General features: G+C 36.4%; 21 protein-coding genes. 16 read left to right on the top strand and 5 right to left on the bottom strand.

Translation table 11 applies throughout. The features are described from left to right. The first annotated feature begins 2 nt into the window (after positions 1 to 2). The 10 genes from fliF (at position 3) to A3223_RS05420 (ending at position 11876) form a co-directional block, all read left to right on the top strand. On the top strand, positions 3 to 1700 hold the full coding sequence (gene fliF / locus A3223_RS05465) for a flagellar basal-body MS-ring/collar protein FliF (RefSeq protein ID WP_084109464.1): 1698 nt from the start codon (positions 3 to 5) through the stop codon (positions 1698 to 1700). Beyond that, positions 1700 to 2731, top strand: coding sequence for a flagellar motor switch protein FliG (gene fliG, locus A3223_RS05460; protein WP_021091747.1), 1032 nt, complete (start codon positions 1700 to 1702; stop codon positions 2729 to 2731). The genes fliF and fliG overlap by 1 nt, the downstream gene beginning before the upstream one ends. Then, entirely contained in the window at positions 2728 to 3591 is an 864-nt protein-coding gene (gene fliH, locus A3223_RS05455; protein WP_084109463.1) for a flagellar assembly protein FliH, read from the top strand. The genes fliG and fliH overlap by 4 nt, the downstream gene beginning before the upstream one ends. Continuing rightward, positions 3584 to 5410 (top strand): 1-deoxy-D-xylulose-5-phosphate synthase, encoded by a 1827-nt coding sequence (gene dxs, locus A3223_RS05450; RefSeq protein ID WP_084109462.1) that lies wholly within the window; start codon positions 3584 to 3586, stop codon positions 5408 to 5410. The genes fliH and dxs overlap by 8 nt, the downstream gene beginning before the upstream one ends. Positions 5411 to 5482: 72 nt before the next feature. Further along, a complete protein-coding gene (locus A3223_RS05445) occupies positions 5483 to 5893 on the top strand; it encodes a Fur family transcriptional regulator (RefSeq protein ID WP_054197019.1) in 411 nt (136 codons plus the stop codon). A gap of 140 nt (positions 5894 to 6033) precedes the next feature. Then, complete coding sequence (locus A3223_RS05440) at positions 6034 to 7440, top strand: CYTH and CHAD domain-containing protein (protein ID WP_257639255.1); 1407 nt, start codon at positions 6034 to 6036, stop codon at positions 7438 to 7440. Between the two features lie 12 nt (positions 7441 to 7452). Then, positions 7453 to 8175, top strand: coding sequence for a bifunctional demethylmenaquinone methyltransferase/2-methoxy-6-polyprenyl-1,4-benzoquinol methylase UbiE (ubiE, locus tag A3223_RS05435; RefSeq protein WP_084109461.1), 723 nt, complete (start codon positions 7453 to 7455; stop codon positions 8173 to 8175). Then, entirely contained in the window at positions 8168 to 9334 is a 1167-nt protein-coding gene (xseA, locus tag A3223_RS05430) for an exodeoxyribonuclease VII large subunit (RefSeq protein ID WP_084109460.1), read from the top strand. The genes ubiE and xseA overlap by 8 nt, the downstream gene beginning before the upstream one ends. 2 nt (positions 9335 to 9336) lie before the next feature. After that, the gene (gene serC, locus A3223_RS05425) at positions 9337 to 10416 is read left to right on the top strand and encodes a phosphoserine transaminase (protein ID WP_084109459.1); all 1080 of its coding nucleotides are present in this window, start codon (positions 9337 to 9339) and stop codon (positions 10414 to 10416) included. Beyond that, complete coding sequence (locus A3223_RS05420; protein WP_084109458.1) at positions 10416 to 11876, top strand: class I SAM-dependent methyltransferase; 1461 nt, start codon at positions 10416 to 10418, stop codon at positions 11874 to 11876. Before serC ends, A3223_RS05420 begins: the two co-directional genes overlap by 1 nt. Before the next feature lie 30 nt (positions 11877 to 11906). On the opposite strand, the gene A3223_RS05415 is transcribed toward A3223_RS05420, so the two are convergent. Next, a complete protein-coding gene (locus A3223_RS05415) occupies positions 11907 to 12647 on the bottom strand; it encodes a sulfite exporter TauE/SafE family protein (RefSeq protein ID WP_084109457.1) in 741 nt (246 codons plus the stop codon). Positions 12648 to 12800: 153 nt separating this feature from the next. Between A3223_RS05415 and A3223_RS05410 the strand changes: the two genes are divergently transcribed. Then, positions 12801 to 14072, top strand: coding sequence for an anthranilate synthase component I family protein (locus A3223_RS05410; protein ID WP_084109456.1), 1272 nt, complete (start codon positions 12801 to 12803; stop codon positions 14070 to 14072). Here A3223_RS05410 and A3223_RS05405 read toward each other — a convergent pair. From A3223_RS05405 to A3223_RS05390, 4 genes are read right to left on the bottom strand one after another with little or no spacing between them, the layout of a single operon-like run. Continuing rightward, positions 14069 to 16939 (bottom strand): response regulator, encoded by a 2871-nt coding sequence (locus A3223_RS05405; protein WP_084109455.1) that lies wholly within the window; start codon positions 16937 to 16939, stop codon positions 14069 to 14071. The two genes, A3223_RS05410 and A3223_RS05405, sit on opposite strands and share 4 nt — an antisense overlap. Next, on the bottom strand, positions 16929 to 17684 hold the full coding sequence (locus tag A3223_RS05400; RefSeq protein ID WP_084109454.1) for a hypothetical protein: 756 nt from the start codon (positions 17682 to 17684) through the stop codon (positions 16929 to 16931). The genes A3223_RS05405 and A3223_RS05400 overlap by 11 nt, the downstream gene beginning before the upstream one ends. Beyond that, positions 17681 to 19498, bottom strand: a complete 1818-nt coding sequence (uvrC, locus tag A3223_RS05395) for an excinuclease ABC subunit UvrC (protein WP_084109453.1) — start codon at positions 19496 to 19498, stop codon at positions 17681 to 17683. The genes A3223_RS05400 and uvrC overlap by 4 nt, the downstream gene beginning before the upstream one ends. Further along, positions 19492 to 19941 carry a hypothetical protein gene (locus A3223_RS05390; protein WP_084109659.1) on the bottom strand — a complete coding sequence of 150 codons (450 nt, stop codon included), beginning with the start codon at positions 19939 to 19941 and terminating at the stop codon, positions 19492 to 19494. Before A3223_RS05390 ends, uvrC begins: the two co-directional genes overlap by 7 nt. A gap of 30 nt (positions 19942 to 19971) precedes the next feature. Here A3223_RS05390 and A3223_RS09610 point away from each other — a divergent pair, with 30 nt between their 5' ends. The 5 genes from A3223_RS09610 (at position 19972) to A3223_RS05370 (ending at position 26199) form a co-directional block, all read left to right on the top strand. Beyond that, positions 19972 to 20139 (top strand): hypothetical protein, encoded by a 168-nt coding sequence (locus A3223_RS09610; protein WP_180378702.1) that lies wholly within the window; start codon positions 19972 to 19974, stop codon positions 20137 to 20139. 115 nt (positions 20140 to 20254) lie between these two features. Beyond that, positions 20255 to 21643 (top strand): sodium:proton antiporter NhaD, encoded by a 1389-nt coding sequence (nhaD, locus tag A3223_RS05385; RefSeq protein WP_084109452.1) that lies wholly within the window; start codon positions 20255 to 20257, stop codon positions 21641 to 21643. Positions 21644 to 21653: 10 nt separating this feature from the next. Next, positions 21654 to 23186: a glutamine-hydrolyzing GMP synthase gene (guaA, locus tag A3223_RS05380; RefSeq protein ID WP_084109451.1), complete on the top strand. Its 1533-nt coding sequence runs from the start codon at positions 21654 to 21656 to the stop codon at positions 23184 to 23186. Between the two features lie 20 nt (positions 23187 to 23206). After that, positions 23207 to 24130: a HamA C-terminal domain-containing protein gene (locus A3223_RS05375; protein WP_084109450.1), complete on the top strand. Its 924-nt coding sequence runs from the start codon at positions 23207 to 23209 to the stop codon at positions 24128 to 24130. After that, complete coding sequence (locus A3223_RS05370; RefSeq protein ID WP_084109449.1) at positions 24130 to 26199, top strand: DEAD/DEAH box helicase; 2070 nt, start codon at positions 24130 to 24132, stop codon at positions 26197 to 26199. Before A3223_RS05375 ends, A3223_RS05370 begins: the two co-directional genes overlap by 1 nt. Positions 26200 to 26277 lie beyond the last annotated feature (78 nt).

Genomic DNA, 26277 nt, shown 5'->3' with positions numbered 1-26277 from the left:
ATATGGATTTTAAAGCATTACTTCATCAAATAAGTCAAATTTATCAAAAGCTTTCATTAAAGCAAAAAATCGTTGCAGCTAGCTCGATCGTTTTGGTCGTGGCATTTTTAGTATTTTTAACACTTTATAAAAGCAAAAATGAAAATTTTGCAGGTTATAGCGTCCTTTTTGAAAACATTAGCCCAAACGATTCAGCCTTAATACTTGATCAGCTAAATAAAGATGGAATTAAATATAAATTGGCAAACGAAGGCACTATCCTTGTGCCAACGAGCGATGTCTATAAAGAGCGTATCGCTGTTGCAACGCTTGGAATACCAAAAGAGAGCAAAATCGGCTTTGAAATTTTTGATAAGCAAGAATTTGGTGCGACTGATGCCGAACAGAGAGTAAAATTTCAAAGAGCGCTTGAGGGCGAATTAGCTAGAACGATCGAGAGTCTTTCTTCTATCCAAAAAGCGACTGTTCGTATCGCTATCCCTAAAGAGAGCGTTTTTACTGAGCGTCAAGCACTTCCAACAGCTTCTATCGTTGTTGAGTTAAAGCCAGGCGTTAGCCTAAACGCGAAGCAAATTTTTGGCATTAAAAACCTAGTCGCTGCCTCTGTTACAAATTTAAGCACAGAAAATGTAAAGATCGTCAATCAAGACGGCGTCGCACTTGGCGATGAAGATGGAGAGTTTGATAGTGACGCTATAGCTCAGCAGATCCGCTATAAGCGCGAGTTTGAAAATAATTACGAACAAAAGATCGTAAATGTGCTAGCTCCTATCGTGGGCGGAGTAGATAAGGTCGTAGCAAAGGTAAATATTGACTTTGACTTTGATAAAAAAGATACAAAAAGCGAGGTTTATGACCCAAATAACGTCGTTAGAAGTGAAAGTAATATCGAAGAAAAGCGCCAAGGCTCAGCACCAAATGAAGTAGGTGGCGTCCCAGGTGCGGTTAGCAACATTGGCCCTGTCCAAGGCCTTGATGATAGTACTTTAAAAGAGCAATACAATAAAAGCTCACAGCAGACAAACTATGAAATTTCAAAGAAAGTAACAAGCATCAAAGGGCAGTTTGCTAGCATAAATAGAGTGAGTGCGGCTGTCGTTATAGACGGACTTTATCAAAGTAAAAAAGATAGTGACGGCAAGCCAACTGGTGAGGTAGAATTTACTCCACTTTCTAAAGAGCAAAGAGAATCAATCACAAATTTGATCAAGCAATCAATCGGCTATAACCAAAATAGGGGCGATGAAGTAAGTTTAGATAACTTTGAGTTTAAAACCGGCAAAGATATAAGCACTAGTGAGAAGATGGATGGCTTTGTGAATAACTATGTAGTGCCATTTATGCCGCTACTAAAATATATTTTTGCAGCATTGTTGCTCTACATCTTCTACAAAAAAGTCATTGTGCCATTTATGCAAAAGATGCTTGAAGAGACAAAAGAAGAAGAGGAGCAAGTTCAAGATGGCCTTGAGGATATTGAGGTAGATGCTGAAGATACGCTTGAAAAATTCAAAGCTGCTCGCAAAAAGGTCGAAGAGCAACTAGGACTTAGTGGCGAGTTTAATGAAGATGAATTAAAATACGATGTTTTACTTGAGAAAATGAGAGCGGTCATCACAGAGAGAAATGAAGAGATAGCAATGCTACTTCAAGATATGGTAAAAAATGACAGCGACTTTAATATGCGTAAGGAAATTTGATGTCAATAAAGCTAAATGACAAGCAAAAAATGATTTATGATGATCTATCGATGCCTGAAAAGATTGCTATTTTGCTGATTCAGCTTGGCGAAGAGGCAACTGCTCTTATATTTTCTCACATGGATGTTGATGTCATCACTGAAATTTCAGGCTATATCGCAACCGCAAAAAACATAGACAAACAAGTCGCAAGTGCCGTACTAGAAGAATTTTACGCACTAATGCAGTCAAATCAATATATGAGAAGTGGTGGTTTAGAGTACGCAAAAGAAATTCTTTACCGCACATTTGGTCCAGAGGCAGCTCAGAAAATTTTGGACAAGCTTGCAAAAAGCATGGAAAACTCAAAAAGCTTTGGCTATCTTGATAAGATAAAACCACAACAGCTGGCAGACTTTATCATAAAAGAGCACCCTCAAACCATCGCGCTAATACTAGCTCACATGGACTCAACGAGCGCTGCTGAAACGCTTAGCTTTTTCTCAGATGAGCTGAGAAGCGAAGTTGTCATTAGAATGGCAAATCTTGGTGATATTAGTCCATCGGTAATTAAGCGTGTTTCAACCGTGCTTGAGGGCAAGCTTGAAAGCCTTACATCATATAAAGTCGAAGTTGGTGGTCCAAGAGCTGTGGCAGAAGTGCTTAATAGACTTGGGCAAAAAGCCAGCAAAAGTACGATCGAACGCATCGAACAAAGCGATGATAAGCTTGCAACAACGATTAAAGAGCTTATGTTTACATTTGAAGATATTATCAACCTTAACGCAACTGCGATTAGAGAAATTCTTAAAAATGTCGATAAAAAAGACCTTATGGTCGCGTTTAAGGGCTCAAGCGACGGCATAAAGGATAAATTTTTATCAAATATGTCTCAACGTGCAGCAGAAGCCTTCAAAGAGGAGATGCAATATCTTGGCGCAGTGCGTGTAAAAGATGTTGAAGAGGCTCAAAGACGCATAGTAGAGACTGTGCAAACTCTAGCTGATCAAGGTGTATTCCAAGTCGGCGAAGCAGATGAGATGATAGAATGAAAAGCAGCGTAATAACCAGTGAAACTTCTCCAGCTCACTTTATAGAAAATTACAGATTTAAAGTACTTGGAGTTGGAGAGCGAGCTGCAGATAGTGCTCCTGTATTGATAGAAGAAAATAATCTTAGTGAAGAGCTAAGTGAGCAAAATTTTGGGCAAAAGGGTGAAAATTTCATTCCTCAAGCTAGCCACCAAACGCAGACAAACTCACAAAACCACTTTGCTTCTCAGGCTCAAAGTCCACAAATACAGCAAGCAGGCGAGTCAAGCTTTGTCGAAGAACTGCTTAAAAAAACAGATGAGCTAAGCAGCAACATCATCAAACTTCAAATGCAAATAGAAAACCAAGAGAGCGAATTTGCTAAACGCCTTGAGGCTGAAATTTCTCGTGCAAAAGAAGATGGTAAAAATGAGGGTATCGCCCAAGCAAATTCGGCAAATGAAGCAAGGATAAATGAGCTTGAGGCTAGATTTAGCGCTTCAGCTGCAAAGCTAGATGAGCAGTACGTTAAATTTGATGAGTTTTTAAAGAAGATCGAAGAAGAGCTTGGGCAAACTGCTATAAAAATCGCAAAAGAAGTAATTGATAAAGAAATTTCAACCTCTTCAAGTCAGATCGCTCATCATCTAGCAAGCTCGCTTATAAAAGAGCTAAGTAATGTTAAAAATATAGAAATTCGCGTAAATCCCGAAGATAGCGAATATATAAAAGAGCAATTTAGCAAGAATGAACATGTCAAGATAAGCGCTGATGATGCTATAAGCAAAGGCGGTGTGGTTATTATAAGTGATGGTGGCAATATCGATGCGACTATGCAAACAAGGCTAGAAAAACTAAAAATGCTGGTAAATAATGAATAAAGACGTTAAAAGTTTAGATGTTGATGAACTAAACGCACTTTGTCATGACATCAGGGATAAAATTTTAGCCACTGTTAGCAAAAATGGTGGTCATCTTAGCTCAAACATCGGTGCAGTTGAGATCATTGTGGCGATGCATAAAATTTTTGATGTGACAAAAGATCCATTTATCTTCGATGTAAGCCACCAAAGCTATGCACACAAGCTACTTACTGGACGCTGGGAGAGCTTTGATACGCTTAGAAAATTTAACGGCATCAGTGGCTATACAAAGCCAAGTGAGAGCAAATTTGACTACTTTGTGGCAGGACATAGCTCGACTTCTATATCTCTAGCAGTTGGTGCTGCAAAGGCGATAAAACTTAAAAACGAAGATCGTATCCCAGTAGCTGTCATAGGCGATGGCTCACTAAGTGGCGGCATGGCTTACGAGGCGCTAAATGAGCTAGGCGATAGAAAATATCCTTGCGTCATCATCCTAAATGACAACGAGATGAGTATAAGCAAGCCAATAGGCGCACTTAGCAAGTATTTAAGCCAGATGATGGCAGGACAGTTTTATCAAAAATTTAAAGGCAGGGTTGAGCGCTTTTTAAGCTATATGCCAGACTCTGCAGCCTACATGGCTAGACGCATGGAGGAGGGCATCAGACTCATCACTCCTGGCATGTTTTTTGAAGAGCTTGGTCTTGAGTATATTGGGCCAGTTGATGGACACGACTTAGGCGCGCTTCTTAGTACATTTGAAACTGCTAAAAATATGAAAAAGCCAGTCATTGTGCACGTGCAGACACTAAAGGGCAAAGGGTATGAATTTGCTGAGGGCTATTATGAAAATTGGCACGGAGTCGGGCCATTTGATCTAAAAAGTGGCGAATTTATAAAAAGACAGTCAAACAAGTCAGCCACTGCAATCTTTAGTGAACAGCTTTTAAAAATGGCAAGAGAGCATAGCGATATCGTTGGTGTGACGGCTGCGATGCCAACAGGTACTGGTATGGATGCCTTGATACAAGAATTCCCAGATCGTTTTTGGGACGTAGCGATAGCTGAGCAGCATGCAGTTACATCGATGTCAGCCATGGCAAAAGAGGGGTTTAAACCATTTGTTGCAATATACTCGACATTCATGCAAAGAGCCTATGATCAGGTCATTCATGACGCTTCTATTTTAAATTTAAACATTACCTTTGCGATGGATAGGGCTGGCATCGTGGGCGAGGATGGCGAAACGCATCAGGGCGCCTTTGATATTAGCTTTTTAAACGCTGTGCCAAATATGGTTCTCTTTGCCCCAAGATGCGAAGAGAGTATGAAAAATGTTATGGAATTTGCCTACTCTTACAAGGGCGTAAGCGCATTTAGATACCCGCGCGGAGCATTTATCTTAAGAGATGAATTTAATGCCAAGCCACTTGAGTTTGGCAATGGTGAAATTTTAGCTGATGCAAATAGTGATATTGCATTTTTGGGCTATGGCAACGGCGTTGGTAGGGCAAATTTGGTTAGAAATTTACTAGCTGATAAGCTTGATGTGATATTGGTTGATCTTGTCTTTGCAAAGCCGCTTGATAGTGAGCTTTTACTGGATCTTGCAAAACGCACTAAAAAGTGGTACATCTTTAGCGATAGTGCCAAAAAAGGCGGTATTGGCGAGATAGTAAGTGCATTTTTACAAGAAAATAAAATTTCAAATATAAGCGTCATTAGCTTTGAGTATGAAGATAAATTTATCCCCCATGGTTCAACCGCCGAGGTTGAAAAGTACCTTGGTATAAGTGCCGAGCAGATTACCAAAAATTTACTAGAAAATAATTAATATCATTTAATAAAGTAACGTTTAATATTATTTTTGCTAGCATAAGCCAAAATAAAAACAAGGAAAAGCACTATGCAATACGTATCATTATTAAAGCAATCTGGGCTAAAAGTCACGCCACAGCGCCTTAGCGTTTTAAGAATTCTTGATCGCCACACGCATCCAACGATTGATGAGCTTTATGATGAGATTTTAAAAGAGAGTCCATCGGTTTCTCTTGCGACAGTTTATAAAAATTTAAATACTTTAAAAGACGAAGGTCTTGTAGTTGAAGTAAATATCGTCAATCAAAAAGCTAGATACGACATCTACGAATATCCACATATTCATGTTGTCTGTGAAAGCTGTGGAAGCGTCGAGGACGTGAGCTACGATGATGCTGAGCTTGGCAAATACCAAGAGGCATTAGAAAAGAAGATCGGAAATATAATAGAACGTCTAAACATCGTAGCTAGCGTAAAAAGCTGTAAACACTGTAAATAAAATTTATGTTGCTATTTAGCAGCATAAATTCCATCTTTTTTCCTAATAAAAATACTTTTAAAATAAGCCTAAATTTAGCATCTTCCTCATTGTTTTAAGCACTAACTTGCTAAAATAAACAAAAAATTTTGGAGAAAAATGTGAGTTTGGAGATAGAGCGTAAATTTTTACTCAAAAATTCTCAAATTCTAGATTTTTTAAAAGAAGCTGGAGTAGTCTTTAAGCATCTTGAAATTTCTCAATTTTATACCAAGATAACGCAAAATAAAGAGATCCGCTTTCGAAGTGAAGAGGATAAATTTATAAAAACTGTAAAGATCGGCAAAGATCTAATCAGAGAAGAAAATGAAGAATTTTGCGAAAAAGCGGAGTTTAAAAAGGCTCTTAAAAATCGCATTGGTAGCGTCATCTTAAAAGATAGATACATTTTTAAACTAAATAACAATCCTTGCAATATTGATATTTTTAAAAATGAATTAAACGGGCTTTGCACATTTGAAATCGAATTTAGCGATGAAAATGAAGCTGTCTTTTTCAAGCTGCCACCGTTTTTAGAAAATTTTTGCCTAAGTGACGTAACTTGCGATAAAAGATATAAAAACAAATTTCTTGCCGTCCATGCTAATGAAAATGAAGAAATTGACTACAAAAGAGCTTATAAGATCATAAAAGGAAAAGAAATTCTTCCAAATTTTGCTGCAAATCTAAAAAGCGGCGAGGCACTAAGAGTCCTTTTTGTTAGTATTTTTAAAGTAATAAAAAGTCTAAAAAGCCAGTATTTGATAGACAAAGATGAAGAAGTTTTGCATGAGCTTCGCGTAAATTTAAGAAAGGTTAGATCGTTACTTAAAATTTTTAGTGGCGTTTTTGATGAGAAAGTGACACTTTTTTTTGGCGAGAATTTTAAAATGCTTGCAAACTCGACAAACAAAAAGCGAGATTTGGATGTATTTTTGAGCTTTTTAAACGAGCAAAAACATGCAAATGAGCCTATCTATTTTGTGCAAAAGGCTCTAGATTTAGAGTATGAAAATGTAAAAAGCTACCTTGGCGACGAAGAAAATTACGCATTTTTAAAAGAGTGGGAGATATTTTTAAACGAGGGTGAATTTTATAAGTCAAAACTCTTTGATGTAAGCCTTTCGCGCCTTGGTTCGTTTAAGCTTAGAACGCTTTTGGTTTTAGCTCAAAAAAGGCTAAAAGGCTTAAATCAAGACTGCCCAAATGAGAGCTTTCATGATCTTAGGATAGAGCTTAAGAAGATGAGATATACATACGAGCTTTTATGTGAAATTTTCTATTTTGAAGGGCTTAAAAAGTATGAAGAGAAGCTAAAGCAGATGCAAGAAATTTTTGGTAGTCTTCAAGACTATGACGTCTGGCTCGGTATCCTTAAAAGACTTCCAGAAATGCCAGACAAAGAGAGGCTCGAGAGTAAAATTTACAAGCAAATTTATAAAAGTAGAGAAGAGATACTAAAAAAGCGTCTTAAATTTATAAAAGCAACTCGTAAAATTTCAAGAAATTTAAAAATTTACTACATATAAAAGGGCAAATTTATGCAAAAACAAGAAAAAATAGTTGATATGTTTAACCAGATCGCTCCGACTTATGACGTCGCAAACAGGGTATTAAGTCTTGGTGTGGATGTGAGCTGGAGGAAATTCGCCTGCAGATATATGCTAGAAATTTTTAAAGAAAGAAGCATAAATATCGTCGACGTGGCTTGTGGTACTGGCGATATGATGGGGCTTTGGAGTGAAATTTCAAAAGAATTTGGCGTTGAGGTGAAAAACCTCACTGGCATCGATCCCTCAAGTGGTATGCTAAAAGAGGCTAGGGCAAAATTTCCAAATTTTAAATTTATAGAGGCCTACGCTGACAACACTACGCTTGCAAGCGGAGAGGCTCAAATTCTAAGCATAAGCTATGGCATCAGAAACGTGGTCGAGCGAAAGGCGGCGCTTAGGGAGTTTAACAGAGTGCTTGCTCTAAATGGCTACGTAGTCGTACTTGAATTTACAAAGCGCCAGAAAAAGGGCTTTATAACCTCGCTAAGAGATTTTTATCTAAGTAAAATTTTGCCAAGTATAGGAGGCTTTATCTCAAAAAATAAAGAGGCATACGAGTATCTGCCAAGCTCGATCGAAAATTTCTTGGACGCAAAGAGCTTTTGTGATGAACTTATAGAGGCTGGCTTTGAGATAGAGCTTTGCAAGGGCTTTAGCATGGATATCTCGACACTATTTATCGCTAAAAAGGTAAGAGAAATCAATGCTTAGTGTTTCTGAGCTAAACGAAAAAGCAAAGGCACTGCTTGAAGCAACGCTTGACTACGTCGAGGTAAGTGGAGAAATTTCGCGCCTTACTAAGCACACTTCTGGGCACTGGTACTTCACGCTAAAGGATGATAAGTCAAGCATCTCAGCTGTGATGTATCGCATGAATAACCAAAAGGTGAAATTCTTACCAAAAGATGGGCTAAAAGTAAAAATTTATGGCAAAGTGACCATTTATTCGCCAAGCGGGTCGTATCAGCTAGTGGCTAGTGCGATGCTGCCTGATGGCGAGGGTGAGCTTGAGCTTGCGTTTAGGCAGCTTAAAGAAAAGCTCGAAAATGAGGGGCTTTTTGACATTGCTGCAAAAAAAGAGATACCAAATTTACCTAAAAAAATAGCCCTTGTCACAAGCGCTACTTCGGCGGCGCTTCAGGATATGTTAAAGGTCGTGACGAGCCGTTGGAAATTAAGCGAAATTTATATTTTTGATGCTTTAACTCAAGGTGAAAATGCCCCAAGCTTGCTTATAAAAGCCTTGCGCAGAGCCGATAAATACGGCGTAGATGTGATTGTTTTAGCTAGAGGAGGTGGCAGCAAAGAGGATCTTTGGTGCTTTAACGACGAGGGCTTAGCTCGTGAAATTTACGCTACAAAGACGCCAGTCATAAGCGCTATCGGACACGAGATCGACTACGTTATAAGCGACTTTGTAGCAGACCGCAGATCGCTTACGCCAAGTGCAGCTATGCTTGATCTGCTGCCTGATGAAGAGGCATTTTTTCAGTATCTTGACAGGCTCAGCGATGATCTTGATAGCGCTTTAAGCTTAAAGATCACCAAAAAGCAAAATTTGCTAAATGTTCTTCTTTCTAAATTTTCATCAAATGCTCTAAAAGCTAGGATCGAGCTAAAATTTAGCGAGATGACAAACAAGCAAAATGCCCTAACAAACGCCGTGCAAAGAAAAATTTTAGTCCTTGGCTCGGCCCTTGGCTCGCTAGAAAAGGCTTATGAGATGAGGAAACTCTTTTTTGAGAGCACAAAAGGGCTTATCGAGGTTAGAAAAGATGGCAAGATGGTTGATCTTAGGGATCTAAAAATAGACGATGAGATCGAGCTTATCTCACAAAATACACATAAAAAAGCAATTATCAAGGAGTAAAAATGAGTAGAAAAATTAACTTTAGCGCAGGCCCAAGCGCGATACCACTAAGCGTTTTAGAGCATGCAAAGGCCGAATTTACCGACTACAGAGGCGAGGGCTACTCGATCATGGAGATCAGCCACAGAAGCAAAACCTTTGAGGAGATCCACTTTGGCGCGATGGAGAAGATAAGAAAGCTCTATAATATCGGCAATGAGTATGAAATTTTATTTCTTCAAGGCGGTGCACACTTGCAATTTAGCATGATACCAATGAATTTATATCAAGGCGGCAAGGCTCAGTATGCAAATACCGGCGTTTGGACAAATAAGGCGATCAAAGAGGCAAAAGTGCTTGGCGTAAACGTAGATGTCGTCGCAAGTAGTGAAGATGAAAATTTCTCTTACATCCCTGATGTAAAATTTAGTGACGATGCCGACTACGCCTACATCTGCTCAAACAATACGATTTACGGCACGCAGTATAAGGCTATGCCAAAGACCAAATCGCCCCTAGTTGTCGACGCTTCGAGCGATTTTTTCGCTAGACCGCTTGATTTTAGCAGTATTGGCTTGCTTTACGGCGGCGCTCAGAAAAATGCAGGCCCAAGCGGCGTGACTATCGTTATTATAAGAAAAGACCTAGTTGATCGTGTGAGCAGTCAAAATGTCCCTATGTTTTTGCGCTACAAAACGCACGTAGAGGCAAACTCGCTCTATAACACACCGCCAACTTTTGGAATTTATCTTTTAAATTTAACCATGCAGCACCTGCTTGATCTTGGCGGACTTGCAGAGGTTGAGAAGATAAATGCCAAAAAAGCAAGCACGCTTTATGACATCATAGATAGCTCAAATGGCTTTTACGTAGGTCACGCTAAAAAATCAAGCAGATCAGATATGAACGTGAGCTTTACGATACCAAAAGATCATGCGCTTGAGCCAGTTTTCGTCGAGGAGGCGCTTAAAGAGGGCATGATAGGGCTAAAGGGCCACAGACATCTTGGTGGCATAAGAGCCTCTATCTATAACGCCGTTAGCCAAAGCGACGTTGAGAAACTTGGCGAGTTCATGAGAGAATTTGCTAGAAAGCACGGCTGATGAACAAGGCAAAAAAAGCTTACGACGAAATTCCTTATTTCTCGGCCGCATTTAGCGACTGCTCGCCAGTTAGGATAGAAGCGGTTGCTAAATTTCTGGGGCTTAAAGCAGCTAGCCTAAAAGAGGCTAGAGTGCTTGAGCTTGGCTCATCATATGGCGGTAACATCTTGCCATTTGCCATTTCACATAAAAATGCAAAAGTCGTTGGTATCGATATCTCAAGCCATCAAGTGGCTGAAGGTAACAAAGTAGCAAAGCAGATAGGTTTAGAAAATTTTACTCTGCTTGAGCGAAATTTTTTGCACATGAACGAAAGCGATATAAAAGAGCTTGGGAAATTTGACTATATTATCGCTCATGGTGTTTATAGCTGGGTGAGCCCAAATGTAAGAGATGCGCTGCTTGCCACGATTAAGGCACTACTTAGCAAGGATGGCATCGCTTATGTTTCGTATAATACCTATCCTGGCTGGAAGAGCCTTGATATTTTAAGAGATTTTATGCTTTTTGTAAGTTCAGGCAACGACAGCAAAGAAGCACTTGCTCACGTAAAAGGTGAGTTAAATTTCTTGCAGGATTATTTGAAATTTAGCCTGCAAAACCAAAGTGATGTCGTATACAAAGATAGTATGAAGCTTCTTCTAACACAGCTAAATTTCTTACAAGGTATCATCGCAAAGGGCAATGATTATTATATATTGCATGACTTTTTAGAGGCTAGCAATGAGCCAACTTACTTTCATAAATTTGCTAAGCATATCGACAAACACGGACTTTGCTACGTAATAGATGCTTCACTAAATGACATCTTTGCAAGCTCAACTGGAATTTATCGCTTCGACGCACATATCGAGCAAAATTACAACTCTCGCATCAAAAAAGAGCAACTAAACGATTTTTTATTTAATAGATCATTTAGAAAAAGTCTCATCGCTCACAAGGAGAGGCTTGGTGGTGCTGAGGACTTTGATGTGGTACTTGGAGAGAGCGAGCTTGATAGGATTTATTTTGCATATTTTAGCGAGCAGCCAAGGACAAAAACGCAAGAAATTTTAAGCAAAAGCTATCCACAAAGCTTAAATTTAAGCGAAGTAAAAACGGCACTTGGCGAGAATGCAAACGAAGCTTTTGTAGGGCTACTTGAAATTTTAAACGATCAAAACACTAAAATTTCTTCTTCAACACTTGCAGCACTTACCTATGAGCCTGGTAAAACTAGACTGAAGCCTAGAGCTGCTGCGTATCTTGAGTATTTTTTAAATGCTAGCTCACCAGTTATCTCTTTGGCAAATGAGCTAAATGGCAAGTTAAATTTAAGCTATGAAGAGATCAAGGCCGCTTTAAAATTTGATGGCAAAGCTAGTTTAGGAGATATCGCAAAGAGCGTAAATTTAAGTAAAGACGAACTAGGTAAGCTTGCTTTTAAATTAAGTGAAGCCTACTTTTTTGAAGAAATTTAAGACTAGCTAGCCTAGCCTTAAATTTTTGATTTAGCCAAATATTATATCTTTTAAGATTAGAATTATCATCAAGATATAAAAGAGTAAAAACCATTTTTTAAGTGCTTTTTTATCCATAGCTTGTGTCTTTTTGGTGCCAAAGTATGCACCTATTAGCGAGCCAAGGCCTAGAAAAGCACCTTCTAGATAAGAGATATGGCCGCTTAATGAAAGTGAGATAAAGCCAGAGAAAGCTGCAAACATCACAAAAAATACTCCCATTGAAACGGCTTTTTTTAGCTCATAGCGTAAAAAGCCAACTAAAATAGGAGCTATAAAAACCCCACCGCCTATGCCTATACTAATGGCAAGTGCACCTATACAAAAACCAACTAGAAATAGTAAAAATATGGAGTTGTTCGCATTTGTACCGTCGCTATTTGGTGTGAAGTATAGTTTTATGAGTGAAAAGATAAAAGTTACAAGCAAGAGTAGTTCGAGTAAGAGCTCGGGCGTGTGAGATACGATTATGCCACTAAAGCTGGCTCCTACTAGACCTCCAAGACCTAAAAATACGCCACGATTTAGCTTTAAAAGTCCAGCTTTGTAGTTTAGATACGAGCCAAACGTCGCGCTAAAGATCATCTGCATGACGCTTATGCCAATAGCTGTTTTCACGTCATATCCAAAGGCGACCATGATAGGAACGACGACCGTACCGCCACCGATGCCGAAAAATCCAGCGATGTAGCCAACTCCGATGCCGATTATAAAAAGTTCTACAAAAAGCATAAAATTTCCTTTTATGAGTGCTAAATTCTAGCCAAGTGGTGTTAAAAAAATAGTAAAAAGGTGAAATTTAGGCATAAATTTAGAAATTTGATAAAAATTTTAAAAACTAAAAGCGAACTTTTTTTATAATCATCAAAAAATTAAAGGAAAAAAATGCTCTTAGAACAACCACTGTTTTATTATGAAGTGATTAGAGAAAAATTTAAAAATAGCTACCTAGCCGAGGATAAGACGCAAACGATTATAGGCATTGATTGCGATTATATAGATGAAAAGGATATGGATTTTTATGGGCTTAGAAGTTATTTTGATACAAATCGTAATAAATCATTAGCTCCATTTGCGGGTCTATTTGGTGTTTTTGCTTATGATGGCGTGAGATATTTTGAATATATCGGAGAAGAGAAAGCTAAAAAGTATGAATTTCCAAAATTTATCTATGCCGATGCAAAGGCCTATCTACACTTTGACAAGATGAGTAAAATTTATACATTTTATGGAGATAAGAATAAATATTATGACTTTTTGCTTGATGCGAAAGTTGAATGCAAAAGTAAAGAGCAGAGTAAATTTAGTATAAAAACTGATCTTGGTAAAGAAAAGAAACACTTTGAGGATATGGTTGAGTTAGCAAAAGAGTATATAAGAAGCGGCGATGTCTTTCAGGTGGTACTTGGTGAGTTGCTTGAAATTTCAACGAATATGAGCAGTCTAGACTTTTATAAAAAGCTCTCACTTACAAATCCAAGCCCATATATGTTTCATTTTCCTACGCCTTATGGCGATGTGGTTGGCTCTTCGCCAGAGCTTGTTTTTGAGATGAAAAGTGAGCAAATTTTTGTGGCTCCGATCGCAGGCACAAGGCCTAGAGGAAGCGATGCAAATGCAGATGCGGCACTTGAAAATGAGCTTTTAAGTGACGAAAAGGAACTGGCTGAGCACAAAATGCTAATCGATCTTGCTAGAAATGACATCGGCAGGGTTTCAGAACCAAAAAGTGTATCCGTAAAAAATGCGATGCATATCCAAAAATATGAAAAAGTAATTCATATCGTAAGCGATGTCTATGGAAAGTGCGCCAAAGGGCTTGATCTTTTTGATGTCTTAGCTAGTATCTTTCCGGCTGGCACGCTAAGCGGAGCCCCAAAAATAAGAGCTATGCAGATAATCAATGAGCTTGAAATTTCTGAGCGAAATATCTATGGCGGTGGCATTGGATTTTTACATTTTAATGGCGATGCTCAGGTTGCTATTCTTATTCGATCAGCCATATTTGTGCCAAGTGAAAATGGCTTTAGTGATGTATTTGTAGGGGCTGGAGCTGGTATAGTTTACGACTCAAAGAGCGAAAGAGAGTACGCTGAAATTTGCCATAAGCGAGCAAGCGTGCTAAATGTATTTAAAAATAACGCAAAAGAGTTTTAGGCGTTAAACTTAATAAATTCATAAGAGCTTTTAGCGTAGCTAGTGCCCATAGAATCGATTTGTTCCCTTACGGTAGCTGAAAGCTCTGCTTTTGTGATATTTTTGGCTAGCACTTTTACAAAAGGAAATTCACTTCTTTCTTGTGCGCCAAATATCAGCACTCTTGTATCAACCTTTTGGCTTTGTCTTATCTTATCAACAACTCTTGTTAGCTCTTCGTAGTTGAAGCCTTTTACGTTTTCATCTATAAGAACGATACCGTAAGTTTTGGTCTTTATCTTTGTTAATAACTCATCAAAGCTATTTGTGGTTTCAAGTGTATTGTAAAATTCTCCTAAAGCTGAGCTAAATATTTTATTTTCCATTGGCGATTTCTTAAATAAAATAATATTTTCGCTTTTTGCTAGATAGCTTTCATCTATTGCAATCTCACCAAAATTTGGTAAAAATTTTCTAAAAATTTGAGCCAGTTCGTCGCTATTTATTGGCGTTTTTATATAGGCATTGAAGTATTCTTTGACACTCTCTCCATCTATATTTGAAGTATTTGAAAGCATTAGTATAATTGGAATTTTTGCATTTTGTATGGCTGCTTTTATAAGATCAAGATTTTTTTGAAGGCTATTTTTTTCAGCTTCGAAAAATTTTGAGCCAACAAATATAAGGTCAAAATCACCTTGCTTTATGGCTTGTTTTAGATCTTTTTTATTACAAACTCCCACAACTTCGCAGTTAAATTTACTAAAACCACTTGCTGTTATATCTATGTAAATTTCGTTAGTATCGCAGATTAAAATTTTTGGTTTATCGTTTAAATTTTTATTCATAATATCAGCTTCACCCAAGCAAAGTAGTCTTGTGATGCTTAACGGAGTTAGCGGATCTTTTAAAATAAGCGGATTTTTAATATCTTGACCTTGCTTATTGGTGTTTCTTAAAAATATAGCATCATAATTTTTTGTAATAGATGGACTAGTGCTTGTTAGCATATCCACTTTGAGCCCAAGGTCTTTTGTGGTCAGCTCAAAAGCTTCGTTGTAAGCGATATTCACATCTTGCAAGAATGCTAATTTGTGATTGCATTTTATATCAAAGTCTTTATAGTTTGATGTTGTTTTAAAAATGACTACAAATTTAAACTCATTGCCAATACTTGGAAACGAGTTAATCTCTAGCTTGCTTTCTAAATTTTTTAAATAAATTTGAGCGATTTTTAGATAAAACTCGCTCTCATCATTATTTAAGCTATTCTCATCATCTAAAAATATATCTGAAATTTGCTTTTCACTCATGGCAACTGAGCTATTTTTTATGCTAAAGCTTACAGAACAAAGTCCGCTTCTATCAAACTCTTTTTGAACTTTTTTGATAGCGATGATAATATTTTGATGTCTTAAAGACATTGATAAAGATGCCAAAAAGATAGAGTTAAATGCGGTTTTTAATGAATTTAGATTTCCTTCTAGTTCATTTGTAAGGCTTGGATCAAGATAGCTTATAAAATTTATCTTTTTGCTTTGCGAATAGACGATGTTTGCTTGCAAAATTTCTTCAAAGCTTTTTTGAGGATCAAATATCTCGGTTTTATTGCATTCGCTATATTTTTTAACATTTGAGATATTTTTAGCATTGTTATAAAGCGAGGTCATGATATTTGCATTTTTTTCTATCGTGTCTATAAATACTTGCTTTTTGCTATTATTCGTTTCTATTTTTAAAGCCGCGATCGATGTAAAAATTTCTTTATTAATGGACTCTAGCTTCTTGCTCACTGATAAAATATATCTATCTTTTATCTGAAAAAAGCTGCTATCTTTTATATAGGTTTCTTTTAGATCTTCATAAGTTTTTATGAGCTTTGATATCGCATTATCCGCACTTGTCTCTTTTGATGATAGGATATAACTCGATATGTATTTTGACTTATCGATAAGCACCTTTAAAAATTTCAACCTAGCAGAAATACCAAGCAAAGATAAAATGAGCAAGCCACAAAGCAAAAACTCAAAAAAGGTCTTTATACCATAGCTTATTTTCTCGCTCTCGGTAAGTTCTAGTAGCTCATTTTTTATGTTTATGGCACTATTTAATAAAAGTATAAATTTATCATCTTCATACTGTTTGATTAAGATAATATCTTCGATATTTAGCTTTTCAGAAAATACGATCTTGGCTTTAGCTTCTCTTATCTTTTTAGCTTGATAGTTGGCTTCAAACTGGTTAAAGTCTTTGTAAATATTCTCTTTTAGCTCACTTTTTGGAAGCATATCAAGATTTGGTGTGTTGTCCTTTACGGAATATATATTTTCTCTTATATCATTGTTTATTGAAAATAAAGGGCCATTTATAAAGATATTTTTTACGTAGTATTTAGTGTTGTTTGCTAAAGAGAGTTGATTGTAAATTTTACTTAAAGTTGCGGCATAAGCTTTTATTATAAGCGGAAAGTCTCGGTCTAAATCTTGTTTAAAATCGCTATCTATTTCTCCATTTATATTTTGGAAAAATTCGTAAAATAGTTCATCAAATTTATCATTTTGGTTTAGATTTGCTAGCAATTCTTTTAATTTATTTACATTTCGTATCTCGATGCGATCGTCTTTTCTTATAGAATTTATAAATTTTTGTGTATTTTTTAAGGTATTATCCCGCAACCTTTTTATATCTTCTTGGCTTTTGCCTATTAGCGTATCGTGCTCTTGTATTACGGATTTTATAGTTTGAAATACTAAGGATTGTTTATATAGTTTTTCATTTAGATCTTTTAGTTCTGTAAATTTTTTATAGCTTTCATTTCCACTATATGCGCAAAAGATCGCTGAAATTATTATTGGCGCTAACAATATATAAAATTTATTATTTTTCATGGATACTCTTTTTGCTATGTTTTTTGACGATATTTTCTATCTCAATTAGTCTTTTGGTAAAAAGAGACATCTCTTTCATTTTTCCATTTTGATTGTTATCTAAAAAAGCGTTAAGCTCATTTGCAAGGTTATTAAGCTTTAAATTTAATGCAGCTTCTCTTATCTCATCTACGTATTTTTTGAGCATTATCTCATCTTTCGCGATTATGACTGATTGGATTTGGATAAGAATTTCTCTTGCATTGCGTAAAAATATATTTAAATAGGATGCAAAATCTTTTTTATTTAAATTTAGTATTTTAAGCGATGTTTCAAACCATGAATCATCGATAAGTGATTGTGTCTGTGTGTCAAAAAGATACCATGCGTTTAGTTTAAAAACAGGTAGTCTCAATGTAGGTTTTACTTTTACTGCTGCTATTAGGTTTTGGTTGTTTATTATGTCTTGCTTCTCTAAAAGCACGATAAAAAATTTCTCACCATTTTTTAAAATAGCATTTTGCAATCTCGCTTCTAGTAAGATCGCACCACCATCTTTTCTTTTTAAATTTACTCTAGCACTATTATCTTTCGTATTTTGTAAAAATTCCAAGAAGCTGTAGTTTGGACTTTCTTGGCTTGTTATGACTAGCTCACTTATATCTTTGTATTGCAACAAAAAGTCATCCAAACTATCAAAACCCAATAGCTCAAGTGAATCTTGCGTTATCGCAGATATTTTTAAATTTTCATCATATATTATCACTTCAAATTTCCTTCTTTGAGTACTGCAAGCTTTTCTGCTACGCTTTTATTTGTTATTTTTGCCACTTCGTCTAAATTCGCTTCGTTGATTTTATCAAAACTTCCGTAAAAGCTGATTAATTTCGCGATACTTCCTTCAGATACGCCAGCTTGCTTTAGAATTGATCTTTGCATATCATTTTTCTGCCTTGTTTTTCTGTGAAAGCTGATGACAAATCTATGGCTTTCGTCACGCATTTTTTGGAAAAACTGAAGCTTTTTATCGCTCGTGCTTAGGCTAAAGCTGCCATTTTTTGTGTAAATTTTATCCTTTGCTTCGCCTTTTGCACGGTGAGCTTTGGCATCGATCTTCTCTTTTGAAATGGCTATCACATCTACGTTTGCGCCACTGCTTGCTAAAATTTCACAGGCTAAGTTTAAAAGCACTTCGCCCCCGTCAATCACCCAAAGATCAGGCGGGCTAAGCTTGTCAAATCTAAGTGCTCTGGCTGTCAAACTCTCTTTCATCTGATCGTAGTCGTTTTTGGAGTTTAAGTGCATGTGGCGGTAGTTTTGCTTTGCCCACTCGCCATGCTCGTAGCGCACCATCGCTCCGACACTTGCCTCGCCAAAAAGGTGTGAGTTGTCGTAAGCCTCGACCACGTAAGGCGTGTGAGCTAGGTCAAAGTACTCTTTTATCTCGTTTAATAGCACGTTATCGTGCGTTTTTAGATATTTTTCGATGCTAACTTCAGCGTTTTTTGTAGCGATCTCACAAATTTTACGCTTATCGCCAATTTTAGGGCAAGTGATGCTAAATTTACGCCCAAATCTCTCGTTTAAAATTTCCTCCACCAGCTCGCTATCTTCAAAACTCTCATGCACATAAATTTTGGTGCTAATTATAGGCTGACCAGCTATGAAGCTTTTTAAAATAGCCTGCTTATAAGCTTCGTTTATCTCGTCTTTTTGAGCGTTTTTGGCCTGCGTGATGTCAGTTTTCACGCCAGTTATCTTGCCACTTTGCACGCTAAATCTTACCGCACAGATCATATCGTGCACGCAAGCGACCGAGTAGGCTTCAAAGTCCTCAAGTTTAGCAAGATCAACTTCAACCTTTGTTTGCATGTTTTTAAGTGTTTGTATCTTATCTCTAGTCGCGGCTGCTTGCTCGTAGTCTTCGGCCTTGGCGTAGTTTAGCATGAGCTCTTCAAGGCGAGTGATGAGTAAATTTGGATTTTGTAAGGCCGCGATAGCCTCATTTACGATCTTAGCGTAGCTTTCTTTTGAAATTTTGCCCTCACACGGGGCATAGCAGCGTTTTAGCTGATAAAAAAGGCAGGCTTTTTTGCCTTTGATGCAGGATTTTTTCTGAACTAGGTTGAAATTTAGATAAAGCGCCTCAAGAAGCTCTCCTGCTCCACTAAAATATGGCCCAAAATATCGTATATTCGAGCCTTTTACAACCTTTCTGGTGATCTCAAATCTTGGAAATTCATCGTTTAAATTTATAAAGATATAAGGATATGTCTTGTCGTCACGAAGCAAGATGTTGTATTTTGGTTTTAGTTGTTTGATGAAAGAATTTTCAAGTATGAGCGCGTCTGCTTCGCTTGGAGTGACGATGTATTCAAGATGCACAGCCTCGCTTATCATCTTAGAAATTCTTGGGCTTAGTTTTTCAGCCGGAGCTAGGCTTGGGGTAAACTTAAAGTAGCTTTTGACCCTGTTTTTTAAAATTTTGGCCTTGCCGACATATAAGAGTCTATTTTGTGCGTCAAAATACTGATATACGCCAGGCTCGTTTGGAAGCGTTCTTATCTCGTCTATTAGCATTTTGCCTGCTCATTTTTCTTTAGCAAAATTTCTCTTAGCTCTTCAAATTTTTGGTGTATTTGCTCGTCTTTTGATAAATTTTTAAACTTGCCTTTACTAGCTGGCGCATAAAAGATGGCACTTTGCTCTTTTTGATTAAAAAATTTTAAAAATTTACTCACGACAAATCTTATATTTTCTTCTTTTTTGTTTTTTGTATAGTTGATTTCGTTAATGGGCTTTGGAGTAAGAATGCTGTTAAAAACGCTATTTTTATTAAATTTGCAAAAGGTTTTTAATAACCTTTTTATATCATTTATACTACTATCACGCCTAAGCTCTAAAAGCCCAGTGGGATGAGTAAGAACAAAGGTCAAAACACCTTCTCTAACGTAGCAAAAAGCTATATAAAATCGTTTTGCTTTCCCCATAAGCTCTAAAAGCTGTTGGCACTCATTTGCCATGCTTAATTTTTCTTTATACAAAGGATTTTCGTGAATAGTATTTATCAAAAATTTAGCGTTTTTCATGGGCTTATCTTATCATTTTTTATTTTAATTTTTACTCTTTTTGCATTTAGCGGTTGTGGCTATAAAGATGATCCATTTTATGGAAATGCTCCAGTAAAAGAAAAGAAAACTGACAGGATAAACAAAATCTAGTAAAATTTTCGTATCTAAATAAAAATGTAATGTAAGCTTAATAATTTTAACTAACCTAATTTTTAGGCTCATTTAAGTAATATACCAAGATTTTTTATTCTACAAGGAGAGTATAATGAGGTTTTTTGGACTTCTAGGCTTGTTTTTCGCGATGGCTTTTGGTGCTGATGGAGAAACCGCAGCTATTGACTTAACTACTACGTGGGCAGGAATTTTATCGCTTATAATTTTTGTTGTTGGATATTTTTTCATAGCAGCAGAAGAAAATTTCCATATCGATAAAGCAAAACCTGCTATCTTTATCGGTACGTTTATGTTCCTGCTTATCGGTGTTTATATGCTTATAAATGGCATGGATGTGCATTCGCTTGAACATGAGGTAAATCACCTGATTTTAGAGATCGCTCAGATTGTATTTTTCTTGATGGTGGCGATGACTTTTATAGAAGCACTTATAGAAAGAGACGTATTTAACGCACTTAAATATAATCTCGTATCAAAAGGCTATACTTATAGAAAGCTGTTTTGGCTAACTGGTATTTTGGCATTTTTCATAAGCCCAGTAGCTGATAACCTAACAACAGCGCTTATTCTTTCAACCGTTCTTCTAACAATAGATAGAAATAATACAAATTTCCTAGTGGCTGGCGCAATAAACATCGTCGTAGCAGCAAATGCAGGTGGAGCATGGAGTCCATTTGGCGATATCACTACGCTTATGGCTTGGGCTGCTGGAAAAGCGCCGTTTGTCGATTTTTTCGCACTTTTCCCAGCATCTATCATAGGTTGGTTTGTAACGGCATTTTTACTTTCTCGTGTAGTGCCAAGTACTGCACCACATTTTGATGTGGCAAATGAGCCAAAAGTGGTTATGAAAAAAGGCGGTAAAGCGGTTATTTTTATAGGTGCATTTACTATCTTTTGTGCAGTTATGATGCATCAGCTTTTCCACTTACCAGCGATGTGGGGAATGATGTTTGGCTTTTCGCTACTTAGTCTTTATACTTACTATTTCAAAAAAGCTCACAAAAATGAAGAGCCAATGCATGTATTTCACTATATGTCAAAGATCGAAAACAACACACTATTTTTCTTCTTTGGAATTTTAGCTGCAGTTGGCGCTCTTCATTTTGCTGGATTTTTAAATTACGCTGTATCACTTTATGATAAATTTGGCTCAACTGCTGTAAATATCGGCGTTGGATTCCTTTCAGCGATCGTTGATAATGTCCCTGTTATGTCAGCTGTCTTAAAAGCAAATCCAGCAATGGGAGCTGATGTGGGCGAGGCGATGAGTCAGTGGCTACTAGTGACACTAACTGCTGGTATCGGTGGTTCGATGATCAGCTTTGGTTCAGCAGCTGGTGTTGGAGTAATGGGTAAATTAAAAGGAATTTATACCTTTGGTGCACATATGAAATACGCTTGGATGGTGGTTCTAGGATATATCGTATCAATCATTGTTTGGTATGTGCAGTTTGAAATTTTTCATATCTATTTTTAAAAGGTTATAAATGAACAATACGATTATAGTTTTGGATTTTGGTTCGCAATACACTCAGCTAATAGCTAGAAGGCTAAGAGAAGAGGGCGTCTACACTGAAATTTTGCCATTTAATGCAAAGCTTAGTGAGATAAAGGCGAAAGAGCCAAAAGGCATCATTTTAAGTGGCGGTCCAGCTAGTGTTTACGCTAAAGATGCTTATTTTTGCGATAACGGCGTCTTTGAGCTAAATATCCCTATACTTGGCGTTTGCTACGGCATGCAGCTACTTGCTCACACACATGGGGCTGAGGTTTTAGCGGCTGATCAAAAAGAGTACGGCAAGGCCGAGCTTAACGTTATTAAAGAGCATGCGCTATTTAAAGATACACCTTCAAAACAAATCGTATGGATGAGTCATAGTGACTACGTAAAGGACTTGCCAGAGGGCTTTAAAGTGATCGCTATTAGTGAAAATTCGCCTTATTGTGCTTTTGGCGATGATAAACGAAAATTTTATGCGATCCAGTTTCACGCAGAGGTGCAACACAGCGAGTATGGCACGCAAATTTTAAAGAATTTTGCTAAATATATTTGCGGCTGCGAGAGCACGTGGAACATGGGAAGCTTTGCTAAAAACAAGATAGAAGAGATAAGAAAAACAGTAGGCACTCACAAGGTGCTTTGCGCAGTTAGTGGTGGCGTGGACAGCTCCGTGACTGCGGCACTTTTAGCAGCCGCCGTGCCTGAGAATTTGATCCTTGTCTTTGTTGATAACGGGCTTCTTAGAACAAACGAAAAAGAGCAAGTTGAGGCTACTTTTAGAACAAAGCTTGGCGTTGAGCTAGTTAGCATAGACGCGAGCGAGACCTTTCTTAGCCGCTTAGCTGGTGTAGTAGATCCTGAGAAAAAACGCAAGATTATAGGCGAGACCTTTATAGAAATTTTTGAAAAAGAGGCTAAAAAGCACGGCGATGTGAAATTTCTAGCTCAAGGTACTCTTTATACTGATATCATCGAAAGCTCCGTAGTTGGCTCAAGCAAAACGATAAAGAGCCACCACAACGTTGGTGGCTTGCCTGACTGGATGACATTTGAGCTAATAGAGCCTTTAAGAGAAATTTTTAAAGACGAGGTTAGAAAGCTTGGTCTTGAGCTCGGACTAAGCCGTGATCTAGTGTTCCGTCATCCTTTCCCGGGACCGGGCCTTGCTATCCGCATAATGGGCGAGGTAAATAAACCAAGCCTAGAGCTACTTCGCAAAGCGGACGTGATCTTGCGAGATGAGCTAAAGAGCACTGGCTGGTACAACAAAACTTGGCAGGCATTCTGCGTACTTTTAAATGTAAATTCTGTTGGCGTTATGGGTGATAACCGCACTTACGAAAATGCTGTTTGCGTGCGCGTGGTCGATGCGAGCGACGGTATGACTGCAAGCTTTTCAAGGCTTCCTTATGATTTACTTGAAAATGTAAGCCGCCGCATCATAAACGAGGTAAACGGCATAAACCGCGTAGTTTACGACATCTCAAGCAAACCGCCTGCAACTATTGAGTGGGAGTGAAATTTGGTCAGGCTTAAATTTTGAACTATCTAACAAATAAGTATGAGTATGAAAGTATTCGAACGTATTGCTTTCATATCGTTTTTGATATAAACGATGAAGGATGGGTATATCAAAAAATAGATGAGTGGAATGAGGAAATTTTTAATGAAATTCCATTCTTTGCACTTGGTAAAAAAAGAGCTTTAGAGATTTCATCGGAATTTGGTCCTAGAAAAGCTACTAGGGACGGCATGGAGTTGCTTTATAAAGTTAAAGAGATTAAAGAAGCTAACGAATATTTCATATCGGCAGATAAGGATGCAGAAGATAGATATTTAAAGCGTGGCGAATTTGGAGAGCTTATATTATATTATTTACTGGAAAGACAATTTAATAAACCACAACTTATATCCAAAATATATTTTAAAGATAGTCTAAGCGGAATGGTTCATGGTTTTGATGCGGTTCATTATGACAAAGAGAAGAATGAACTCTGGATAGGTGAGAGTAAATTTTATAAAAGCCTATCAAATGCATTACAGGATCTAGCTAATGATTTATTTGAGCATTTTAATGTTAATTTTTTTGATTCTGAATTTGCAATCATCAATAATAGATTAAGCGATTATTATGACGATAAAGAAGTGAGTGATGAAATAAGAGAATTAATTAAATCTAGTACTTTTATACAAAGACTATCAAATATAAATGCTTGCTTTTTTGCACTATTTGATAGTAAAATTTTAGACAATTTTAAATTTAACGATTCAGGAAATACGCATAACGATTTTAAAGATATATTGGAGAAATTTGCAAAAGATACTAGGGAAAAATTTGAACAAAAAATTAAAGATTTTGGCAATAGAGATAGAATTAAAATAAATTTATTTTTGTTTCCGGTAGAAAGTAAATTTAAGCTAGTAAAGCAGCTACATGAAAAATTAAAAAAAGAGCAGAATTAATGTTTGAAATTTTAGATTTATTGGATTTAGACAAGAGTTTTAAAATTGCTAAAGAAATTTCTGCCAATGAAGATATGGATAGCCTGATTTTAGTTTTAGAAAACTGGGAGCGTGTTAATGAAAGTATAAGGCCTGTTTTTATTGATTTAATTGAAAGTTTTGGTTTCTATCCATATTTAAAAGATAAAAATGAACTGCTTAATACTGCTGCATTAGTTAGGTGCGAGTACCACAAATCTAAATTTATAAACGATTCTGAAAACAATAGGGTAACGTTTCACTACTGGCAGAAGGTATTAGAGGAAAAAATCTCAAATAGACAAAATTTACTTATCTCTGCACCTACTAGTTTTGGTAAAAGCTTACTAATACAAGAATTTGTAGCAAGAAAAAAATATAGCAATATATTAATTATTCAACCGACATTGGCACTAATTGATGAAACTAGAAAAAAGCTTCAAAATTATCAAGATTTTTATAATATCGTGGTTAATACAAGCCAGGATATAAATGAAACAAACAACTTGTTTATTTTAACCAGTGAGCGAGTTTTAGATATTTTACCCAAAATTAACAATATAGATTTATTTATAGTTGATGAATTTTATAAAATATCAAACCATAAATACGACGATAGAGTCAGCCAATTAAACATTGCATTTTACAAAGTAATGTTTAGAAATCCGCAATTAATATTATTGACTCCATCGGTAGATAACGTTGATAGTGATTTTATTAAAAAATATAGTCTAAAATTCTTTAAACCGGAGTATTCATTAGTAAGACAAGAATTGGAAAAAATAAGCTGTAGTTCCAAGGAAGAAAGGAAAATGAAGCTATTTGAGCTATTAAATAGTTTAAGTGAGCCTACTATAGTTTATGTTAGATCCCCTGCTCAAGCAGAAGAATTGTCAAATGAATTTATTAGAGATAATAAAAAAGGCACAGAAAATACTTTCCCAATTTTTGAATGGATTGATGAAAACGTTTCCGTAAAATGGAATTTAAAAAAATACTTACAAAAAGGTATAGGTTTACATAACGGTCAATATCCTAGGCATATTGTTAATGCTCAACTCGACTATTTTAATAACAATAAAATAAATATATTATTTGCAACTACCTCATTAATAGAGGGTGTAAACACTGTCGCAAAAAACATTATCATATATGATATGCGCAAAGGCACAAGCAAGCTGACTTATTTTGATTTTAATAATATCAAGGGGCGTGCCGGAAGAATGATGAAATACTATACTGGAAAAGTATATTGTTTTGATGATCCTCCAAGGCAAGAGATGGAAAATATAGATGTTCCCATAGTTACTCAAGATGATAGTCTGCAGAGTGAAATTTTAATTAATCTAAATAACGAAGATATAAAAGACCAAAAGAGAAGAATATATGAAGAATTAATTAAAGATTTACCTGCAGATTTATTGCAAATTTTTAAATCGAACTATTATAATATTGAAAAGCAAAAGCACCTTTATAATTGCTTGAAGGGTAGAAAAAAGATATTGAATCAATTGAGCTGGGATGCACCAGTTCCTACTTATAAAACATTATCTAGTACATTATATATGGTAGATCATTTATTGGAAGGCAATAAGGGAGATAGTTATAAATTCTTAGCTCAAAAATGCCTTCAAATAATCCAGGGTGGAAATTTGCACTCTATTATAAGTAATGAGATTAAGTATCAGCATACGCTAGATGCCAATCGAGGTAAGAATGAAGAGAGTATCATTAACTTATCGGTTTCAAAAGTATTTGGTTTTATCAGAAATCAAGCCAAATTCGAAATACCTAAAAGGCTTAGTGTATTAGAAAGTATTGTAAATTATCTCAATGGCAAACAAGCCGCTAATTATTCTGCATTTATTTCTATTCTGGAACATGAAGGAGTGGATAATAAGTTAAGTATACTTTTAGATTTTGGAGTTCCCGCCTCCACGTTAAAAAAGTTTAAAGATATGCCCAATAACAATATTATTGAATATGTGAAAAAGAATTTTGAAAAAATAGATTTAAGTAGTTATGAAGTTGACATACTAAAGAAATTATGATTTGTTTTTTATTATTGGCTTTTCAAAAACAGATAATCCTTATCAATAAATCATCCAAAAATTTTCACTACAATGACG

It is taken from the genome of Campylobacter concisus (assembly GCF_002092855.1).
Taxonomy (GTDB): domain Bacteria; phylum Campylobacterota; class Campylobacteria; order Campylobacterales; family Campylobacteraceae; genus Campylobacter_A; species Campylobacter_A concisus_AI.
The sequence above is the reverse complement of the archived record's forward strand: the minus strand, read 5'-3'. Positions and strand labels throughout refer to the sequence as shown.